Source organism: Streptomyces pristinaespiralis (genome assembly GCF_001278075.1).
GTDB classification, from domain to species: Bacteria; Actinomycetota; Actinomycetes; order Streptomycetales; family Streptomycetaceae; genus Streptomyces; species Streptomyces pristinaespiralis.
In genome coordinates this window covers 4,753,051-4,771,560 of the sequence record NZ_CP011340.1, presented here as the reverse complement: position 1 = coordinate 4,771,560, position 18,510 = coordinate 4,753,051, and the positions used below count along the sequence as shown (strand labels likewise).

At 71.6% G+C, this 18,510-nt stretch carries 17 protein-coding genes, 1 pseudogene and 1 riboswitch; of the genes and pseudogenes, 8 read left to right on the top strand and 10 right to left on the bottom strand.

Annotated features, from left to right (window positions below):
- Positions 1-198: 198 nt before the first annotated feature.
- From SPRI_RS20345 to thrC, 3 genes are all read right to left on the bottom strand, one after another.
- Positions 199-402 carry a cold-shock protein gene (locus tag SPRI_RS20345; RefSeq protein ID WP_005315736.1) on the bottom strand — a complete coding sequence of 68 codons (204 nt, stop codon included), beginning with the start codon at positions 400-402 and terminating at the stop codon, positions 199-201.
- Between the two features lie 434 nt (positions 403-836).
- On the bottom strand, positions 837-1,112 hold the full coding sequence (locus SPRI_RS20340) for a MoaD/ThiS family protein (RefSeq protein ID WP_005315735.1): 276 nt from the start codon (positions 1,110-1,112) through the stop codon (positions 837-839).
- 49 nt (positions 1,113-1,161) lie between these two features.
- A complete protein-coding gene (thrC, locus tag SPRI_RS20335) occupies positions 1,162-2,469 on the bottom strand; it encodes a threonine synthase (protein WP_037774345.1) in 1,308 nt (435 codons plus the stop codon).
- A 17-nt stretch (positions 2,470-2,486) separates the two neighbouring features.
- Positions 2,487-2,614, bottom strand: a riboswitch (SAM riboswitch).
- Positions 2,615-2,787: 173 nt separating this feature from the next.
- Between thrC and SPRI_RS20330 the strand changes: the two genes are divergently transcribed.
- From SPRI_RS20330 to SPRI_RS20320, 3 genes are read left to right on the top strand one after another with little or no spacing between them, the layout of a single operon-like run.
- Positions 2,788-3,756 carry a glucosyl-3-phosphoglycerate synthase gene (locus tag SPRI_RS20330; RefSeq protein WP_037774343.1) on the top strand — a complete coding sequence of 323 codons (969 nt, stop codon included), beginning with the start codon at positions 2,788-2,790 and terminating at the stop codon, positions 3,754-3,756.
- A gap of 38 nt (positions 3,757-3,794) precedes the next feature.
- On the top strand, positions 3,795-4,280 hold the full coding sequence (locus tag SPRI_RS20325) for a hypothetical protein (protein WP_005315723.1): 486 nt from the start codon (positions 3,795-3,797) through the stop codon (positions 4,278-4,280).
- Positions 4,281-4,337: 57 nt separating this feature from the next.
- A complete protein-coding gene (locus tag SPRI_RS20320) occupies positions 4,338-5,795 on the top strand; it encodes an alpha,alpha-trehalose-phosphate synthase (UDP-forming) (protein ID WP_005315721.1) in 1,458 nt (485 codons plus the stop codon).
- Here the strand turns inward: SPRI_RS20320 and otsB are convergent.
- From otsB to SPRI_RS20305, 3 genes are all read right to left on the bottom strand, one after another.
- Complete coding sequence (gene otsB, locus SPRI_RS20315; RefSeq protein WP_053557152.1) at positions 5,792-6,646, bottom strand: trehalose-phosphatase; 855 nt, start codon at positions 6,644-6,646, stop codon at positions 5,792-5,794. The two genes, SPRI_RS20320 and otsB, sit on opposite strands and share 4 nt — an antisense overlap.
- Positions 6,647-6,656: 10 nt before the next feature.
- The gene (locus SPRI_RS20310) at positions 6,657-6,935 is read right to left on the bottom strand and encodes a DUF3263 domain-containing protein (protein ID WP_005315720.1); all 279 of its coding nucleotides are present in this window, start codon (positions 6,933-6,935) and stop codon (positions 6,657-6,659) included.
- A gap of 66 nt (positions 6,936-7,001) precedes the next feature.
- Complete coding sequence (locus tag SPRI_RS20305; protein WP_078535505.1) at positions 7,002-8,228, bottom strand: extracellular solute-binding protein; 1,227 nt, start codon at positions 8,226-8,228, stop codon at positions 7,002-7,004.
- A 333-nt stretch (positions 8,229-8,561) separates the two neighbouring features.
- Here SPRI_RS20305 and SPRI_RS20300 point away from each other — a divergent pair, with 333 nt between their 5' ends.
- The 3 genes from SPRI_RS20300 to SPRI_RS20290 all read left to right on the top strand — a co-directional run bounded on the left by SPRI_RS20300 (position 8,562) and on the right by SPRI_RS20290 (position 11,749).
- Entirely contained in the window at positions 8,562-9,494 is a 933-nt protein-coding gene (locus SPRI_RS20300) for an ROK family protein (protein WP_053557151.1), read from the top strand.
- Positions 9,494-10,696, top strand: coding sequence for an N-acetylglucosamine-6-phosphate deacetylase (gene nagA / locus SPRI_RS20295; protein ID WP_005315714.1), 1,203 nt, complete (start codon positions 9,494-9,496; stop codon positions 10,694-10,696). The genes SPRI_RS20300 and nagA overlap by 1 nt, the downstream gene beginning before the upstream one ends.
- Before the next feature lie 117 nt (positions 10,697-10,813).
- Entirely contained in the window at positions 10,814-11,749 is a 936-nt protein-coding gene (locus SPRI_RS20290) for a 1-phosphofructokinase family hexose kinase (protein WP_005315712.1), read from the top strand.
- Between the two features lie 117 nt (positions 11,750-11,866).
- On the opposite strand, the gene SPRI_RS20285 is transcribed toward SPRI_RS20290, so the two are convergent.
- The gene (locus SPRI_RS20285) at positions 11,867-12,850 is read right to left on the bottom strand and encodes a carbohydrate-binding protein (RefSeq protein WP_037774340.1); all 984 of its coding nucleotides are present in this window, start codon (positions 12,848-12,850) and stop codon (positions 11,867-11,869) included.
- Positions 12,851-13,014: 164 nt separating this feature from the next.
- Positions 13,015-14,650 (bottom strand): annotated as a pseudogene (cdgB, locus tag SPRI_RS20280) (diguanylate cyclase CdgB).
- A 384-nt stretch (positions 14,651-15,034) separates the two neighbouring features.
- Here cdgB and SPRI_RS20275 point away from each other — a divergent pair.
- The gene (locus SPRI_RS20275) at positions 15,035-15,535 is read left to right on the top strand and encodes a flavin reductase family protein (protein WP_037774338.1); all 501 of its coding nucleotides are present in this window, start codon (positions 15,035-15,037) and stop codon (positions 15,533-15,535) included.
- A 101-nt stretch (positions 15,536-15,636) separates the two neighbouring features.
- Here the strand turns inward: SPRI_RS20275 and arfB are convergent, their stop codons facing one another.
- Positions 15,637-16,071, bottom strand: a complete 435-nt coding sequence (arfB, locus tag SPRI_RS20270; RefSeq protein WP_005315706.1) for an alternative ribosome rescue aminoacyl-tRNA hydrolase ArfB — start codon at positions 16,069-16,071, stop codon at positions 15,637-15,639.
- Between the two features lie 207 nt (positions 16,072-16,278).
- Between arfB and SPRI_RS20265 the strand changes: the two genes are divergently transcribed.
- Positions 16,279-16,854, top strand: a complete 576-nt coding sequence (locus SPRI_RS20265; RefSeq protein ID WP_005315705.1) for a TerD family protein — start codon at positions 16,279-16,281, stop codon at positions 16,852-16,854.
- A 92-nt stretch (positions 16,855-16,946) separates the two neighbouring features.
- Here the strand turns inward: SPRI_RS20265 and SPRI_RS20260 are convergent, their stop codons facing one another.
- A complete protein-coding gene (locus SPRI_RS20260) occupies positions 16,947-18,350 on the bottom strand; it encodes a M1 family metallopeptidase (protein ID WP_053557150.1) in 1,404 nt (467 codons plus the stop codon).
- Positions 18,351-18,510: the final 160 nt, after the last annotated feature.

Sequence of the window (18,510 nt, the reverse complement as noted above, 5' to 3'; positions counted from 1 at the left end):
CGCCTTCGAGCAAGGCCGCCCGGCGGAGGGCAGTCGGGCGAGGGGTGGGCGCGGGCTCCTTCGAGGGCTGCCGCGGCGCTGCCGGCGCCCGCGGCGGGTGTCGCCGGACACGCGTGAGGGGCCCGCTTCCCGGTGGCCGGGAGGCGAGCCCCTCATGCGTGAGTGCGTCGGTGGCCGATCGCGCCTCGATCAGTTGGATCAGACGGCGAGCTTGACCATGTCCGCCTGCGGACCCTTCTGGCCCTGCGAGATCTCGAATTCGACTCGCTGACCTTCTTCAAGGGTGCGGTAACCGTCCATCTGGATCGCGCTGTAGTGGACGAAAACATCCGCACCACCGTCGACCGCGATGAAGCCGTACCCCTTCTCCGCGTTGAACCACTTGACGGTGCCCTGAGCCATGCCTAACTCCCCTATTACTGGCCCTTGCGCAGGACCGCACTTCGCGGACCTGGGTCAGACCTCCACCCCAGCAGGAGGGGTGTGCGCCGGAACGCGTCGACCGCGGCTGAATGTATCCGCCCAACTGCCCTCTGCAACAGGTCAATCGGACGAGAAATCTGGACAGGACCGAACGGCCGATCCGTGCCAATTCATGGAATTCCGGGGCAAGTCGGGCCCGGCAAATAACGCCTAAGTGGCAATTCGATCGCATAGTTTGGCCGCATTCTCGCGGAGCCTGAAGGCATTCTCGAGCGGGCAGCGAAGGGGGCTTCCCAAACTCTACCGCGCTCAACCATGCAGAATTGCCCCCTCCGCTTCTCTCGCGGAGGGGGCAATTTCAGTAACTGCGGGTAAATCCCTGGGGAGAGCTCGGTGCCGCTCCCCCGATTCCGTCAGCCGCCGGCGACGGCGGGGATGATCGACACGCCCGCGCCGTCCGGCGTGGCCGTCTCCAGGCCCTGCTCGAAACGGACGTCGTCGTCGTTCACGTACACGTTGACGAACCGGCGCAGCTTGCCCTGGTCGTCCAGGACGCGGGCGGCGATGCCCGTGTGGTTCTTCTCCAGGTCCGCGATGACCTCGGCGAGGGTCGTGCCCTGCGCCGGGACCTCGGCCCGGCCGCCCGTGTACGTACGGAGGATGGTGGGGATGCGGACGTTGACGCTCATGTTCGTCACCTCTCGGCGGAGTACGGCGTGGCAGTGCGGAGCAAGGTTCTCAGTGGGCGGCCAGGCCCGCGTCGCGGAACGCGTCCAGGCTCGGGCGGATGACGGCGGTCGCCTGCGAGGTCTCCGCGACGGCGTCGAGGGTCTTGAGACCGTCGCCGGTGTTGAGCACGACGGTCGTGAGCGCCGGGTCGAGCAGGCCCGCCTCGATCAGCTTCTTCGTCACGCCCACCGTCACACCGCCCGCCGTCTCGGCGAAGATGCCCTCGGTGCGGGCCAGCAGCTTGATGGCGTCGACGACCTGCTCGTCGTTCACGTCCTCGACGGCTCCACCCGTGCGGCGCGCGATGTCCAGCACGTACGGACCGTCGGCCGGGTTGCCGATGGCGAGGGACTTGGCGATGGTGTTCGGCTTCTGGGGCCGCACGACGTCGTGGCCGGCCTTGAAGGCGGTCGACACCGGCGAACACCCCTCCGCCTGGGCGCCGAAGATCTTGTACGGCTTGTCCTCGACGAGCCCGAGCTTGATCAGCTCCTGAAGACCCTTGTCGATCTTCGTCAGCTGGGAGCCGGAGGCGATCGGGACGACCAGCTGGTCCGGCAGCCGCCAGCCGAGCTGCTCGCAGATCTCGTACGCCAGGGTCTTGGAGCCCTCCGCGTAGTACGGGCGGAGGTTGACGTTGACGAAGCCCCAGCCCTCGCCCAGCGGGTCGCCGATGAGCTCGGAGCAGAAGCGGTTCACGTCGTCGTAGTTGCCCTCGATGCCGACGAGCTCGCCGCCGTACACCGCGGCCATGACGACCTTGCCCTGCTCGAGGTCGTGCGGGATGAACACGCAGGAGCGGAAACCGGCCCGCGCGGCGGCGGCGCCGACCGCACCGGCGAGGTTGCCCGTGGAGGAGCAGGACAGGGTGGTGAAGCCGAAGGCGCGGGCGGCCTCGAGTGCCTGGGCGACGACCCGGTCCTTGAAGGAGTGCGTCGGGTTGCCGGAGTCGTCCTTGATGAACAGACCGCCGGTGACGCCCAGTTCGCGGGCGAGGTTGTCGGCCTTGACCAGCTTGGTCCAGCCCGGGTTCAGGTTCGGCTTGTCGGCCACGTCGGCCGGGACGGGCAGCAGCGGGGCGTAGCGCCAGATGTTGGCCGGGCCCGCCTCGATCTGCTTCCGGAGCTCTTCGGGGCTGCCGCTCGGCAGGTCGTAGGCGACTTCGAGCGGCCCGAAACACTCGACGCAGGCGAAGACGGGGCCGAGTTCGAAACGCTGTCCGCACTCGCGGCACGAGAGTGCGGCGGCGGGGCCGAGGTCCACGGAGGTGGACGCGGGGGCGGAGGTGCTGGTGCTTGCGACGGTCTGCGCAGCCATGATGGCGAGGCCCTTTCTCCTCATCTTCCTCGTGACGCACTTCGCCACGAGACGGAATTGGCACCTTCCCCACCGTGACCTCGCGGTCGGCGGGAGGGTTGCCGGGGCTTCAACGGGCCGTTCCCTCTGCCCCTCTGGATGAGCGGTATGGCTCCGGACGTGCGGTCCGGGCGTTTGTGTGCTGGGACCCCCCGAGATGCGAGGGTCCTTCGCGTTGCTCAAGACTGTAACCGAAGCCCCGGACGCTTGAGATAGTCGTCCGACCCGCGAGATGGATCACACGACCGACTGTCGATCGACTGTCAAGGGAGACGCGAAGTGCTCGATGAGGTGGCCCGCTGGCTGAGCCGGCGCTCCTGGTCCGCGTCCGACCGCTCCCTCGAAAGGCTGATGTCCGCCAAGGTCAGGCAGGGTACGACCGTCAGCGTCGTGCTCCCCGCGCTGAACGAGGAGGCGACCGTCGGCGAGATCGTCACGATCATCCGCCGGGAGCTGATGGAGAACACCCCGCTCGTCGACGAGCTGGTCGTCATCGACTCGGCCTCGAGCGACCGCACGTCCGAGGTGGCCGCCGCCGCCGGCGCCCGGGTGGTGCACCGGGACGCGATCCTGCCCGGCCTGCCCGCGGTGGCGGGCAAGGGCGAGGTCCTGTGGCGGTCCCTGATGGCCACGACGGGTGACATCGTCTGCTTCTGCGACGCGGACCTGCGCGACTTCTCCGCGGATTTCGTCTCCGGCATCGTCGGCCCGCTGCTGACCGAGCCGGAGGTCCAGTTCGTGAAGGCGATGTACGACCGCCCGCTGGGCGGGGGCGCCGCGCCCGGCCCCGACGGCACACCGGCCCAGGGCGGCCGGGTGACCGAGCTGGTGGCCAGGCCGCTGCTGAACCTGCACTGGCCGCAGCTCGCCGGCTTCGTGCAGCCGCTGGGCGGCGAGTACGCGGCACGGCGCTCGCTGCTGGAGCGGCTGCCCTTCCCCGTCGGGTACGGCGTGGAGCTCGGCCTGCTGGTGGACTCGCTGAACCTGGTGGGCCTGGACGCGCTGGCCCAGGTCGACGTCGGCACCCGCAAGCACCGCCACCAGGACGGGCAGGCGCTCGGCAGAATGGCCGCGACGATCTACCGCACGGCCCAACTGCGGCTCTCCAGGCCGCACTTGGTCCGCCCGTCGATCACGCAGTTCGAACGCGTGGGGAACGGCTTCGTGCCGCGGACGCACCGGGTGGACACCGAGGAGCGCCCGCCGATGCTCGAGATCGGTGAGTACGCGGCGCGTCGCGCCGCATAAGCAGGACCCACCGGTCATTTTGCCTACATTTCCCATGTATGGGACTTATGGGATTTCTCGTTCAATCGCTCCCGGTGCTTCCGGGTGGCCGTGGCCGGCACCGCAAGGAGACGCCCTCCGGCGGCACGGAACGGCTGAGCCGGCTCCTCGGCACCCTGGCGGTCACCACCGCCGCGGTGTTCGGACCGGCCGTCCCCGCCCTGGCCGTGCCCGCCGGGCCGGCGGCGCCGGGAACGCTCCCCGGCGAGCAGCCGGCACACCGGACCGTCCAGGACGGGCCCGGGCGGCAGACGGGCGGGCACGACGGGGCCCAGCCCGCACGGGCCGAGGCCGCCGACGGCCCGGAGGGGGCGGCCGACGGGGCCGAGGGCCTGAAGGACGGGGAACCGGCCCGGCAGGTGGAGATGGCCCGCACCGGCGGCACCGCGGAGCAGCTGTGGCTGCTGGGGGGTGTCGCGCTGAGCCTGACGGCGGCGGGCATCGTCGCCGTGGCCGCCACCCGCGGCCGCCGCCGCGACCACTGACCTGCGCGGGGCCGTACGCACGTTTGAGCTTTTGCGGTACGGGCTAGATTTCGGCACATGGTCTCCGACGCAGCCCAGATCCTCGTCGCGTCCAACCGCGGCCCTGTCTCCTACGAGCTGAAGGAGGACGGCGAGCTCGACGCCCGCCGCGGCGGTGGAGGACTCGTCTCCGGCCTGTCGGCCATCGGCTCGGACGCACAGTCGCTGTGGGTGTGCGCGGCACTCGGCGACGGCGACCGCGAGGCGGTCCGGCGCGGGGTGGGCGAACCGGGCGTCCTGATGCTCGACATCGAGGCGGGCGTCCACGCCGACGCGTACAACGGCATCGCGAACTCCGTGCTCTGGTTCGTCCACCACATGCTGTACCAGACGCCCCTCGAGCCCGCCTTCGGCCGGGAGTTCCGGCGCCAGTGGGGCGCCTACCGGCTCTACAACCGGGCCTTCGCCGAGGCGCTCGCCGCTCAGGCCGCCGACGACGCGGTCGTGCTCGTGCAGGACTACCACCTGGCCCTGGTGCCCGGGATGCTCCGCGAACTCCGCCCCGACCTGCGGATCGGCCACTTCTCGCACACCCCGTGGGCACCCCCGGACTACTTCGCGATGCTGCCCGGCGACATCGCGGAGGAACTGCTGCTCGGGATGCTCGGCGCCGACCGGCTCGGATTCCTGACCAAGCGGTGGCTGCGGGCGTTCCAGAGCTGCGCCGCCGCCGTCCTCGCCCCGTACGACGGGACGTCGCTGTGGCCGAAGGACCACGAGCCGAGCTTCGAGTACCGCATCCCCGGCCGCGGCCGCCACCGGACCCGGCTCGGGGTCCACGGGCTCGGCGCCGACGCCGACTTCCTGCGCGAGCGAGCCGGCCGCCCCGACGTCGAAGAGCGGATGGCCGCCCTGCGCGAGGAGGCCGGCGAAGGCCGCAGGACGATCGTGCGCGTCGACCGCACGGAACTGTCCAAGAACATCGTGCGCGGCCTGCAGGCCTACGAGGAGCTGCTGGAGGAGCACCCCGAGTGGCGCGGACGCGTCGTGCACATCGCGCTCGCCTACCCCTCGCGCCAGGACCTCGAGGTCTACCGCCACTACACGGCGGAGGTCTCCCGGCTCGCCGACGAGATCAACGCCCGGTACGGCACCGACGACTGGACGCCGGTCGTCGTGCACGTCAAGGACGACTTCGCCCGCTCCCTGGCCGCGTACCGGATGGCGGACGTGGCCCTGGTCAACCCGATCAGGGACGGCATGAACCTGGTCGCCAAGGAGGTACCCGTCGTCACCGACCTCGGCTGCGCCCTGGTCCTGTCGCGGGAGGCGGGCGCCCACGAGGAGCTCGGCGAGGACGCGATCACCGTCAACCCCTACGACGTCAGCGGCACGGCGGCGGCGCTGCACGAGGCGCTGACCATGTCCGCCGACGAGCGGGCCGAGCGCTCCAAGCGCCTGGCGGCGGCAGCGACCGCGCTGCCGCCGCGCCAGTGGTTCCTCGACCAGCTCCAGGCGCTGCGCGAGGCGCCCTAGACGCGCCCGGCGAGGGCGGCCAGGAAGTCCGCCACCTGCGCCGGCCCGGGAAGCACCAGGTCGGCGCGGTCGGCGAGCTCGGGGACCTCGCTGCCGCTGCACACCAGAAGGCCGGGCACGCCGTCGGAGCGCAGCTTCTCGACGGCGCCGTAGGCCGCGAGGTCGCCCAGGTCGTCGCCCGCGTACAGCACGGCCCCCGCGCCGACCTCGCGCACGTAGTCGGACAGCGCGACGCCCTTGTCGACGCCCGGCGGGCGGAGCTCCAGGACCATGCGCCCCGGCTCCACGATCAGGCCGTGCCGGGAGGCGAGCTCGGAAAGGGGCTCACGCAGGGCGTCGAAGGCGGCCTGGGGGTCCTCCGCGCGGCGGGTGTGCACCGCGACCGCCCGGCCCTTCTCCTCGATCCAGGTGCCCTGCCAGGCGCCGATCCGGTCGAGGAAGCCGGGAAGCTCGGCCCGCGCGGCCGCGACCCCGGGATCGGGGGCCGGAGCCCGTACGGTCCCGGTGACCGCGTCCCAGCGCTCCGCGCCGTAGTGGCCGAGGACGACGAGGTGGTCAAGACCGCCGACACCGGAGAAGCCGCCGTAGCGGACGGCGACCCCGGCCGGGCGGCCGGTGATCACCGCGACCGACGCCACCTTGGGCGCGAGCGCGGCCAGCGCGGGGACGGCGCGCTCATGGGCGCGCGCCTGTTCGGGGTCGGGCACGATCTCGGCGAGCGTGCCGTCGAAGTCGAGTGCGATCACGGCCTGCCCGGGCCGTTCCAGGAGTGCCGCGAGGCCCTCGCGGCCCGCGGCGGTGGACGGCGTCGGCATGGAGTCTGCGGCTTCTGCATACGGGGAGCTGCCCATGCCTTCGACCCTAGCGGCGACTTCTCCTCGCGTCCCTCACACGGCGAAGCCGGTTGACGGTGACCGGATCGTGGGCGAGGGCGCGCGTGTCATCGAGAAGGGCGTTGAGCAGCTGGTAGTAGCGGACCGGGGAGATGCCGAGCTGCTCCCTGACGGCCCGCTCCTTGACACCGGGTCCCGGCCAGGAACGGCGTTCCATGGCCAGGACGGCCCGGTCCCGCTCGGAGAGCCCCTCGGCCCCGGGCCGGTCGCCGGGCTCCTGGTCCTCAGGCGCCTGATCGTCGGTCATACGATCCAACATATCGGGGCCCACCGACGCCCGGACCGCCCTGTGGACGACGCCCGGCGCGCACGGTCACTCCGCGCTCTCGGCCGCCCTGGCGTCCTGGGAGATCCGGTCCAGCGTGCGGGCGGGGCTGCCGCCGGGTCCCACGGCGTCGCCGATGTTCTTCTTGATGTTCTCGCTGGCCGAGGCCCACGAGGTCTTGCCCACCGGCGGCAGCACGGACCCCGGCAGCACCTCAAGGAACTCCTTGAGGTCCGCGTGCTCCGGGTCCTTCTTCATCTCCTCCTGCGCGGAGACCGTCACCGGCAGCAGGTCGTTCTGGCCGGCGAACTCCAGGACGTTCTCGTCCGTGAACAGGAAGTCGAGGAACTTGCCGATCTCCGTGCGGTGGCCGTTCTGCTTGAAGCCCATGATCCAGTCGGCGACGCCCATCGTCGTGTCGGCGGGGCCGCTCCGGCCCGGGAGCGCGACCTTGCCCACGTCGATGCCGGCCTTCTCCGCGGCCTGGAGCAGCGACGGGTGGCCGTTGAGCATGCCGACATCACCGCGGGTGAACGCCGCGAAGGCGTCCTTGCGGTTGAGCTTGCCGGGGGCGACCGGGCCGGTCAGCTTCTCCTCGACCAGGTTCTCCTTCAGCCACTCGAAGGTGTCGATGTTCTGCTGGGAGTCGATCGCGTACCTGCCGAGCTCGTCGGTGTAGCCACCACCACCGCTGAGCAGCCACATCATCGTCTCCGCCTGGGCCTCCTCAGGGCCGAGCGGCAGGGCGAAGGGGTAGTCGACGTCGGTGTTCTGCTTGAGCAGCTCCGCGTCCTCCGCCAGCTCCTCCCACGTCCCGGGGGCGCCGCTGATCCCGGCGTCCTCGAAGAGCTCCTTGTTGTAGAAGAGCAGCCGGGTGGACGCCACGAACGGCAGTCCGTACTGGGTGCGCTTCATCTCGCCCGCGTCGGTCAGCGGCGGAAGGAAGTTGGACTGGACGGGGATGGAGAGCATCTGGTCGGCGGAGTACAGCTTGTCCGCCGCGGCGTAGTCGGCGTAGGCGCCTATCTGCGCGATGTCGGGGGCCTTGCCCGCCTTGACCATCTCGGCGACCTTGCGGTCCACGTCGTTCCAGGACTCGATCTGGACGTCGACCTTGATGCCGGGGTTCTCCGCCTCGAAGGCGGCCGTCAGATCGGCCCAGTACTTCTTGCTGCTCTCACCGCCGGCGACGTCGTAGTCGGCGGCCACCAGTTTGAGCGTGACACCGTCCCCGGAACCGCTGGAGCTGCCGCAGCCCGCCAGCGAAACCGTCATTCCGAGCGCGGCGACAGCCGCTGTCAGACCCAAGAAGCGCCGCTGCACAGCTCTTCCCCACCCTCTGCTACCTAGTACGTGTTGTCCGTTCGTCCCAGTCGGTCCCCCGCGACGTCCTGTGAGATGAGGAGCGATCTTTCCCGATCCGGCAGACAAGGTCTACACCACTGCGGTCTCACTTTCACAACGCCTGCACAGCCGCGCGCGGGGTACGCGGCGCGCGGGGAGCGCCCGTGGCGCGCCCGGGAAACGCCCCGTCCGGTTTGTATGGCGTGGCAACAATCTCGGCGAGTGGACTAGACCTTTAGCCGTCGGACGCGCCAGACTGTTCCCGTGAGACACGTCATCGCCCTCGATGTGGGCGGCACCGGTATGAAGGCTGCCCTGGTCGGGGCGGACGGCACGCTCCTGCACGAGGCACGGCGGCCCACCGGGCGCGAGCGCGGGCCCGACGCGGTCGTGGAGTCGATCCTCGGCTTCGCCGCCGATCTCCGCGCGCACGGCCAGGAGCACTTCGGCCAGGCAGCGGAGGCCGCCGGCGTCGCCGTGCCCGGCATCGTCGACGCCGAGCACGGCATCGCCGTCTACGCCGCCAACCTCGGCTGGCGCGACGTCCCCATGCGGGAACTGCTGAGCCGCAGGCTCGACGGTGTCCCGGTGGCGCTCGGGCACGACGTCCGCACCGGCGGCCTCGCCGAGGGCCGCATCGGCGCCGGCCGGGGCACCGACCGGTTCCTGTTCGTACCGCTCGGCACCGGCATCGCGGGCGCCATCGGCATCGCCGGCGCCATCGAGGCGGGCGCCCACGGCTGCGCCGGCGAGATCGGCCACATCGTCGTACGGCCCGGCGGTCCCGCCTGCGGATGCGGGCAGCGCGGCTGTCTGGAGACGCTGGCCTCCGCCGCGGCGGTCACCCGGGCCTGGGCCGCCGCCGCCGGCGATCCCACCGCCGACGCGGCCGACTGCGCCAGAGCCGTCGAAGCGGGCGACAAAGCGGCGACCAAGGTGTGGCAGGAGGCGGTCGACGCACTCGCCGACGGCCTCGTCACCGCGCTCACCCTGCTGGACCCCCGCACGCTGATCATCGGTGGCGGTCTCGCCGAGGCCGGGGAAACCTTGTTCTCACCCCTTCGGGCGGCGGTAGAGGAACGCGTCACGTTCCAGAAGCTGCCCACGATCGTCCCGGCGGCCCTCGGGGACACCGCCGGATGCCTGGGCGCAGGGCTGCTCGCCTGGGATCTACTCGCCACGGAGGTAACCGCCTGATGGCCGCCAGCGCCGCTCGCGCCACGAGCACGGTTCACGCCAGGAGCCCGCACCGTCCGCCGCGCACTGTCCTGGCCGGTGCCCGGGTGGTGCTGCCGACCGGGACCGTCGACGACGGACGCGTCGCCGTCGAGGGCACGAAGATCGTCACGGACGCCTCCGACGCACAGGCACACGTCCACGACCTGTCCGGTCACTGGGTGGTCCCCGGCTTCGTCGACATCCACAACCACGGCGGCGGCGGGGCCTCCTTCACCTCCGGCACCGCGGAGGACGTCCTGCGCGGTGTGATGACCCACCGGCGGCACGGCACCACCACCCTGGTCGCCTCCACCGTCACCGGCGACATGGACTTCCTCGCCCACCGGGCCGGCTTCCTGTCCGAACTGGTCGAGCAGGGCGACCTCGCGGGCATCCACTTCGAGGGGCCGTTCATCTCCCCGTGCCGCAAGGGCGCCCACAGCGAGGAACTGCTGCGCGACCCCGACCCGGCCGAGGTCCGCAAGCTGATCGACGCCGCCCGCGGCACCGCGAAGATGGTCACCCTCGCCACCGAACTGCCCGGGGGCATCGACTCCGTACGGCTGCTCGCCGAGCACGGCGTGATCGCCGCGATCGGCCACACCGACGCGACCTACGAGCAGACCCGCGAGGCCATCGAGGCCGGCGCCACCGTCGCCACGCACCTGTTCAACGCGATGCCCGCGCTCGGCCACCGGGCACCCGGCCCGATCGCGGCACTGCTCGAGGACGAGCGGATCACCGTCGAGCTGATCAACGACGGCACCCATCTCCATCCCGCAGCGCTCGAGCTGGCCTTCCGCAGCGCCGGCGCCGGCCGGGTCGCCTTCATCACGGACGCCATGGACGCCGCCGGCTTCGGCGACGGCCGCTACCAGCTGGGACCCCTCGAGGTCGAGGTCAAGGACGGCGTGGCGCGGCTCGTGGAGGGCCACTCGATCGCGGGCTCCACGCTCACCCTGGACACCGCCTTCAAGCGGGCCGTCACCGTCGACCGCATCCCGGTGGAGGACGTCGTCGCGGCGATCTCCGCCAACCCGGCGAAGCTGCTCGGCGCGTACGACAGGGTCGGCTCGCTCGATCCCGGCAAGGACGCGGACCTGGTGGTCCTCGACGCCGACTTCGCCCTCAAGGGCGTGATGCGTCGCGGCGAGTGGATCGTCCACCCCGGAACGGGCTGACGACGCGGCACCTCGCGGAAGGCGGTCGGACACCGGGTCTTGGGCCAACCGCCTTCCGTTTGGCATGATCAGAACCCGTACGAGCACGGCAATCGCGTTCTTCGGGGGTGTCCACGAGTGATCCTTACGGTCACGCTCAACGCCGCCCTCGACATCACCTACCGGGTCGCCGCCCTCACCCCGCACGCCACCCACCGGGTCGGCGAGGTCGTGGAGCGCCCCGGCGGCAAGGGCATCAACGTCGCCCGCGTGCTCGCCGCCCTCGGCCACGAGAGCGTCGTCACCGGCTTCGCCGGCGGGGCCACCGGCGCCGTCCTGCGCGGGATGCTGGCACCGCTCGCACCGCACGACGCGCTCGTCGGGATCGCCGGCACCACCCGCCGCACCATCGCCGTCACCGACGGCACCAGCGGCGACACCACGCAGCTGAACGAGCCGGGACCCACGGTCCTGCCCGAGGAGTGGGCCGCCTTCCTCTCCTCGTACGACTCCCTCCTGCGCGAGGCCGAGGCGGTCGCGCTCTGCGGCAGCCTGCCGCCGGGCATCCATGTCGGCGCCTACGCCGAGCTGGTGCGCCGGGCGCGTGCCGCTGAGGTGCCCGTGCTCCTCGACACCAGCGGCGAACCGCTGCGCCGAGGCATCGCCGCCCGGCCGGATCTCGTCAAGCCCAACGCCGACGAGCTCGCGCAGCTCACCGGATCCCGGGAGCCGCTCCGCGCCACCCGTGACGCCCGCCGCCGGGGCGCGCACACCGTGGTCGCCTCGCTCGGCCCTGAGGGTCTGCTCGCCGCCACCCCGGACGGCACCTGGCAGGCCACCCCTCCGGAGCCGGTGAAGGGCAATCCGACGGGCGCGGGCGACTCGGCGGTCGCCGGCCTGCTCTCCGGACTGGTCCTGGGTCTTCCCTGGCCGCAGCGCCTGTCCCGTGCGGTGGCCCTCTCCACGGCGACCGTGCTGGCCCCGGCCGCGGGCGAGTTCGACGCGGCCGCGTACGAGGAGCTGCTGCCGCGGATCACCGTCGTCGAGCACGCCCCGGCGGCACCCGGGAAGTGACCGGTCGCGGGCCGGACCCCGGCTCGAGACGCCTCGTCCCGGCTCGCGCGGGGCGCGGCCGGGACGGTGACGGGTGACGCGTACGGGGCTGCCGGACCACGGCCGGTGCCGCGCCGGTCAGCTGTTGCTCTGGCCGGCCTCCAGCCAGACCTGGTCGAGATACGCCTCGCACTGGTTCCCCTGCTCGCAGGAGATCTTGAGGTCGTTCTTGCCCTTCTCGAGGTTCACGAAGGCGTAGGTGTTGGTCCAGCCCTTCGCCCAGTCACCCTCCGCGGCCTTCGCGAAGTTCGACATGTTGAGCTCGCGGGGCTGCCCGCCGTTGATCGTCAGGGATGTCTTGGCGTCCTTGCCGGGCACGCTGTACGTGATGTACATCGTGTAGGCACCGGCCTCCGGGACGTCCACCGACCAGCCGGCCGAACCGCCGACGCCGTTGAACATCACGTACGCGCCGTCCGCGCCCTTCGCGCCCGGCACGTCCTTGGCGAGCGCCGCCGGCGGACCCAGCGTCAGCGTCGCCGCGTCCTGCTTGGGCAGCTCGACGGGCTCCGGTTCCTTCTCGGTCGGCGACGGCTTCTCCTCGACGGTCCCGCCCGCGGACGGGGTGCTGCCCCCGCCGCCCTTGCCGGCCGTGTCGTCCTTGTCGCCGTTGCTGGTCAGCAGCGCCGCGGCGATGCCGATCACCACGACCGCGACGACCGCGATCGCCCCGATCAGCAGGCCCTTGGTGTTGGGGCCACCGCCGCGCCCGCCGCCGTGACCGCCCTGGCCGTGACCGGTCTGGGCCGGGACCTGGCGTGTCTGGGCGGAAGCCCCGGGGTAGGTCTCCGGCGCGGCGTAGGCGGCCGTCGGCTGCTGGCCGTAGCCGGGCTGCTGCCCGTACGCCTGCTGGTGCGGGACCTGCTGGCCGTACTGTCGCTCGCCGACCGTCCGGACCTGGTTGTACGAGGTGCGGGGGACCCCGGGCTGCGCGGCCGGACCGGGGTAGCCGTAGCCGCCCTGGCGCGGCGGCGTGGCACCCGCCTGCTGCCCGTCGGCGTACAGGTAGCCGAACGGGTCGTCGTCCTCGGGCGTGCTCGCGCCGTTGTTCCCGGCCGTCATCCCAGTCACTCCTCACCATCTCGTCAGCACAACGCTGACGCGAGGCGAGCCTACCCGGTTCCACTCACCCCATCGGGTGTCGTGGGCCTCATCGGGTGGGACCGCGGCCGGTCACCAGGCCGGGCGCGGTCGGGTGTGATAGGTCACCCGGTCCCGACTGTGCCTCAGCCGGCCCTTCTGTGGACCTTCGAACGCGACCGCTTCTCGATGTACATCCGCTGGTCGGCGGATTGCAGGACCTCCTCGACGGACATCCCGCAGCTCGCCCAGCCGATGCCGAAACTGGCGCCCACCCGCACTCCGCGGCCCCCCACCCGGATGGGGAGGATGATCGCGTTCCGCAGCCGTACGGCAAGGTCGGCGGCGTCCGCCGCGCCGAGGCCGTCGGCGAGGACGACGAACTCGTCGCCGCCCAGCCTGGCGACCGTGTCACCGTCCCGCACGCCGGTGGTGAGCCGGCGCGCGACCTCGACGAGAACGGCGTCACCGGTCTGGTGCCCGAAGCGGTCGTTGATCGACTTGAAGCCGTCCAGGTCGCAGAAGAGGACCGCGAGCCCCTTGGCGCCGTCGTCGATCTCGCTGTCGGGCGCGACGGTGTGGACGTGGTGGTCGTAGGGCCGGCCACCGATCGTGTCGAAGTCGAAGCCGTCACTGCGGAAACCGCGGTCGGTCTCGTACGCGGCGTCGAGCGCCTCGATGTCGGTCGCGTAGGCCGCGTGCGGCCGCTCGCACAGGCGCGAGCTGAGCCGGGCGCGCAGTTCCGCGCTGTTGGGCAGGCCGGTGAGCGCGTCGTGCGAGGCGCGGTGCGAGCTGGAGTTCGTGACGCTTGCGGTCCTCGATGTCCTCGACATGGGTGAGGAGGAAACGGGGGCCGTCGGCGGTGTCCGCGACGACCGAGTTCCGCAGCGACACCCATACGTAGCTGCCGTCCCTGCGGCCCAGTCTGATCTCGGCGCGACCGCCCTCCGCGGAGGTGCGCAGCAGGGTGCCGACGTCCTCGGGATGGACGAGGTCGGCGAAGGAGTAGCGGCGCATCGCGGAGGCGGGGCGGCCCAGCAGCCGGCACAGGGCATCGTTGGTGCGCAGCAGACGGCCGTGCTGGTCGCCGCCCATCTCGGCGATGGCCATGCCGCTGGGCGCGTACTCGAACGCCTGCCGGAAGGATTCCTCGCTCGCGCGCAGTGCCTGCTGCTCCCGCTCGAGGCGGACCAGGGCGCGCTGCATATTGGCCCGAAGTCGTGCGTTGCTGATGGCGATCGCGGCCTGGGAGGCGTACATCTGCAGCGCCTCCTGGCCCCAGGGACCGGGACGGCGGCCGTTGCGCGGGCGGTCCACGGAGATCACGCCGAGCAGTTCGCGCCCGCCGCCCGACGCGTACATCGGGGCGTAGAGGCGGTCCTGCGGGTGCCACTCGTCCTCGAAGCGGGGCTCGGGGCCGTCGGTGTGCCACTGGGGCACGTCGTCCTCTATGAGGACCCAGCCCTCGGTGTGGGGGATGAAGCGCAGTTCGCCCCAGGCTTCACCCATGGAGAGACGGCGGTCCCAGGACGTACGCGAGCCGACCCGGCCGGTGATCAGGGCCTCGGCCGCGGCGCTGCCGGCGAAGGCGGCGACGACGAGGTCACCGTCGGGGCGCACCAGGTTGACGCAGGCCAGTTCGTAACCCAGGCCGGCGACGATCCCGTCGGCGACGGTCTGCAGGGTGTCGGCCAGGCTGCGGGCCGTGTTGAGGTCCGTGACGACCTTGTGCAGCTGCCGCAGGGTCGCAAGACGGACATAGGGCTCCGACTCGGTCTCCATCGCTCGCTCTCCCCGAGACCTCGACAGCAAACTCCAGGGCGTCTGATTGGCGTAGTTGTAGCGGTATCCCGGCCACTGAATCACAGCGAGCAGCCCGCCCGGTACACAGGGTCAACAAATACTGGTCTCTGTGACTCAAGTCACATCAGGTGATGAAGGGTCAGATGCTGGTCGGCCGGGCACACCGTAGCTTTCTTGAAGTCAATTATTGAACACAGAACCACTGACGCGTACCCATGGTTACTCATGGTGGTCGGCCTGTGGTCCTAGGACCCGGCTGGTCCCCCGGCCCGATGCGGCGGCGGAACGCACGACACTAGCGTTGCGTGTGTGTTGCAGACGACCCCCGCTCCGGCCACTTCCGCCATCCCCCATCCTGAGGGGGTGAGCAACGAGGAATTCCGTGCCGCCATGTCCCGCCTGGCCGCCGGCGTGGTGCTGGTGAGCGCGCACGACGCCGACCACGGGCCACGCGGCGAGGACGTCGGCATGACGGCGACGGCGTTCATGTCCGTCTCGCTCGACCCGCCGCTGGTGCTCGTCAGCCTGCGCAACGGCTCCCGCATGGACGACCTGCTCTCGGAACAGCCGCTGTGGGGCGTCTCCGTCCTCACCGAGGGCCAGCGGCAGATCGCCGGGCGCTTCGCCATGAAGGGGCGGCTCAGCGACCGCCTGCTCTTCGACGACCTGCCCCACGAACGCGGCGAGATCTGCGGGGCGCCTCTGGTGAAGGACGCCCTCGCGACCCTCGAGTGCCGTACGGAGCAGCGGGTCGAGGCCGGTGATCACACGCTGGTGATCGGTCATGTCCTGAAGGTGGGCCTGTCCGACATGGTCGCCGGGCCCCTGACGTACTTCCGCGGGCGCTACCGGCACCTCGGGTGAGCACGCCGAGGTGCGCGGCACGGTGCCCGGGGCGGTGTGCGCGGGTCGCGTCCGGGACGGTGAAGGTCGCCGGGCCGGTGTGAGGGTCGCCGGGCCGGTCGCTACCAGTCGCGGCCGGAGCGGCCCCGCTTGGTCTCCGCGCGCTGCTTCTTCTCCCGGAGCCGGCGCTCGTTGATGCCGCGCGGGATCTTCGTCGCCCGGCGGGCCCTCGGCGGCGGGGCGGTCGCCTCGGCCAGCAGGGACGCCAGCCGTACCGCCGCGGTCTCGCGGTTCCGCCACTGTGAGCGGTGCTCCGAAGCGCGTACGGCGATCACACCGCCCACCATCCGGCCCGCGAGCCGCTCCAGCGCACGGTCCTTCCAGACCGGCGGCAGCGCCTCCGTCCTCGCGAGATCGAAGCGGAGCTCCACCTGCGAGTCGCTGGTGTTGACGTGCTGGCCACCGGGCCCCGAGGACCGCGAGAAACGCCACATGAGCTCGGCCTCCGGCAGGGAGACGGAGCCGCGGATGATGTAGGGCCCGGACATGTCGTCCATGGTCCCGCGCCCCCACCCGCCCGTCACCCTCTTTTCCGTCCTCGCGACGCGGGACCCGCGGCGATGGGAGCCGCATGTCCGCTCTGCCCGGTGACAAGGAACCGGACCGAGGATGGAACCTGACGGTCCCCTGCCCGCGTTATGACCTGTGACGGTAGCTTCGGGAGGACCCGTAGCCCGCAGATTCGAAATGAAGGGGACTTCCCAATGGCAGTAAGCCTGTCCAAGGGCGGCAACGTCTCGCTCACCAAGGAGGCCCCGGGCCTGACCGCCGTCACGGTCGGCCTCGGCTGGGACGTCCGCACCACCACCGGCACGGACTTCGACCTCGACGCGTCCGCGATCGGCGTGAACAACGCGGGCAAGGTCGCCTCCGACGCCCACTTCGTCTTCTTCAACAACAAGGCGACGCCGGACCAGACCATCGTCCACACCGGCGACAACCGCACCGGCGAGGGCGGCGGCGACGACGAGCAGATCAACGTCAACCTCGCGGGCCTGCCCGCCGACGTCGACAAGATCGTCTTCCCCGTCTCGATCTACGACGCCGTCTCCCGCAGCCAGAACTTCGGCCAGGTGCGCAACGCCTACATCCGCATCATCAACCAGGCCGGCGGCGCCGAGATCGCCCGCTACGACCTGAGCGAGGACGCCGCCGTCGAGACCGCCATGGTCTTCGGCGAGCTCTACCGCAACGGCGCGGAGTGGAAGTTCCGCGCGGTCGGCCAGGGCTACGCCTCCGGCCTCGAGGGCATCGCCCGCGACTTCGGCGTCAACCTCTGACCCGACGTCCTGACGTCAGGACGTGGCGACGTCCCGTCCTCCTGACGCTGCGTTCGACAGGGCCCCGGCCGCGCGCCGGGGTCCTGTCGCGCTCAGGGCTCCTCGGGTTTCCCGTCCCCGTAGAGCCACACCTTCCACAGATCCGTCAGGTCCTTGCCCGACCTCGCCTCCGCATAGGCCGTGAAGTCTGCGGTGGACGCGTTGGCGTGACGGTGCGTCCGCGTCCAGCCGCGCACGATCCGGAAGAACACGTCGTCGCCGACGGCCTCACGGAGCTTGTGCAGCACCATCGCTCCCCGCCCGTAGACCGGCGCCGCCAAGATGTCCTCGGCGCGCGGGGGCACGGCCGGGGCGAAGGCCCAGTTCTCCTCGTCCGCGAAGGCCTCCTCGAAGCTCACCCGCACAGGCGTGGTCCCGGCCTCCGCCAGCCACATCCACTCGGCGTAGGTGGCGAAGCTCTCGCTCAGCCAGATGTCCCGCCAGGTCGCGGGCGTCACCGAGTTGCCGAACCACTGGTGGGCCAGCTCGTGGACGACGGTCTCCTCGTCGAACCGGTCGAGCGGGAAGACCGGCCTCGTCTGCGTCTCCAGCGCGTATTCGACCTCCCCGGCGGGCACGACGACCGCGCCCGCCGACGAGAACGGGTACGGCCCGAACTTCTCCGTCCCCCACTCGACGATCCGCGGGATCCTGCGCAGCAGCGCCGAACTCCTCTCCGCCGCCGCCGGATCCACGGCCGTCACGACGGGCAGCCCGGCAGCCGTGCGCGTGGTCGCCACACGGAAGTCGCCGATCGCCAGCAGGGCCAGGTAGCTCGCCATCGGCTCCTCGGAACGCCAAGTGAAGGCCGTCCGGCCGCCCTTGGTGCGCCGGCCCGCCGGCTCGCCGTTGGACACCGCCTCGTAGCCGTCGGGGACGGTGACCGTGATGTCGTACGCGGCCTTGTCCGCCGGGTGGTGGTTGCCGGGGAACCACGCCATGGAACCGACGGGTTCGCCGACCCCGAGCGCGTCGCCGCCCGGCGCGCGCAGCCAGCCCTCCTCGGAGCTGTCGGCGTCCGTGACCGTCTGCGGGACCCCGGCGTACCGGACGACGGCACGGAACTCGGCGCCCTTGCCGATGTCCCGGCGCGGACGCACCGTCAGTTCCGTACCGGCCCGGTTGGCGGCGGCCTCCGCGCCGTCGACCGTCACGCTCTTTACCGTCATCCCGCGCAGGTCGAGGTGGAAGGCGCTCAGATCCTGGGTGGCGCGCGCCGTGAGCTCCGCGGTGCCGTGGAGGCGGCCGGAGCGGGGGTCGTAGCGGAGGTCGAGTCCGTAGTGCCGGACGTCGTAGCCGCCGTTGCCGAGCCGGGGGAAGTACGGGTCACGCAGCCCCGCGGCGCCCGGCGTTCCCCGCACGCCGCCACCGGCGCAGCCCGTCGCGGCGGCCGCGACCAGCAACAGGGCGAGGGCGGTACGCAGAAGGGCGGGGCGGCGGGAGACGTGCGGGTCCACCCCGAGATCCTAAGCAGGCGGGCACCGCGGGGCGGGTCCCGTCCAGGTCCGCCCCGCCGCCGCTGCCTTCGCCCGCCGGGTCAGGGGCTGGCCGGACCCGTCGGGGCAGGGGCCGAGCCCGCCGGGTCAGCGGCCGAGCGCCGGGGCAGGGGCCGGGCCG

Excerpts from the sequence above, each read along its gene's own strand:
- SPRI_RS20345 (WP_005315736.1), bottom strand. The coding sequence starts at position 402 with ATGGCTCAGGGCACCGTCAAGTGGTTCAACGCGGAGAAGGGGTACGGC.
- SPRI_RS20340 (WP_005315735.1), bottom strand. The coding sequence starts at position 1,112 with ATGAGCGTCAACGTCCGCATCCCCACCATCCTCCGTACGTACACGGGC.
- thrC (WP_037774345.1), bottom strand. The coding sequence starts at position 2,469 with ATGGCTGCGCAGACCGTCGCAAGCACCAGCACCTCCGCCCCCGCGTCC.
- SPRI_RS20325 (WP_005315723.1), top strand. The coding sequence starts at position 3,795 with ATGGGACTTATGGGATTTCTCGTTCAATCGCTCCCGGTGCTTCCGGGT.
- SPRI_RS20320 (WP_005315721.1), top strand. The coding sequence starts at position 4,338 with ATGGTCTCCGACGCAGCCCAGATCCTCGTCGCGTCCAACCGCGGCCCT.
- otsB (WP_053557152.1), bottom strand. The coding sequence starts at position 6,646 with ATGGGCAGCTCCCCGTATGCAGAAGCCGCAGACTCCATGCCGACGCCG.
- SPRI_RS20310 (WP_005315720.1), bottom strand. The coding sequence starts at position 6,935 with ATGACCGACGATCAGGCGCCTGAGGACCAGGAGCCCGGCGACCGGCCC.
- SPRI_RS20305 (WP_078535505.1), bottom strand. The coding sequence starts at position 8,228 with ATGACGGTTTCGCTGGCGGGCTGCGGCAGCTCCAGCGGTTCCGGGGAC.
- nagA (WP_005315714.1), top strand. The coding sequence starts at position 9,494 with ATGGCCGCCAGCGCCGCTCGCGCCACGAGCACGGTTCACGCCAGGAGC.
- SPRI_RS20285 (WP_037774340.1), bottom strand. The coding sequence starts at position 12,850 with ATGACGGCCGGGAACAACGGCGCGAGCACGCCCGAGGACGACGACCCG.
- arfB (WP_005315706.1), bottom strand. The coding sequence starts at position 16,071 with ATGGACGACATGTCCGGGCCCTACATCATCCGCGGCTCCGTCTCCCTG.
- SPRI_RS20265 (WP_005315705.1), top strand. The coding sequence starts at position 16,279 with ATGGCAGTAAGCCTGTCCAAGGGCGGCAACGTCTCGCTCACCAAGGAG.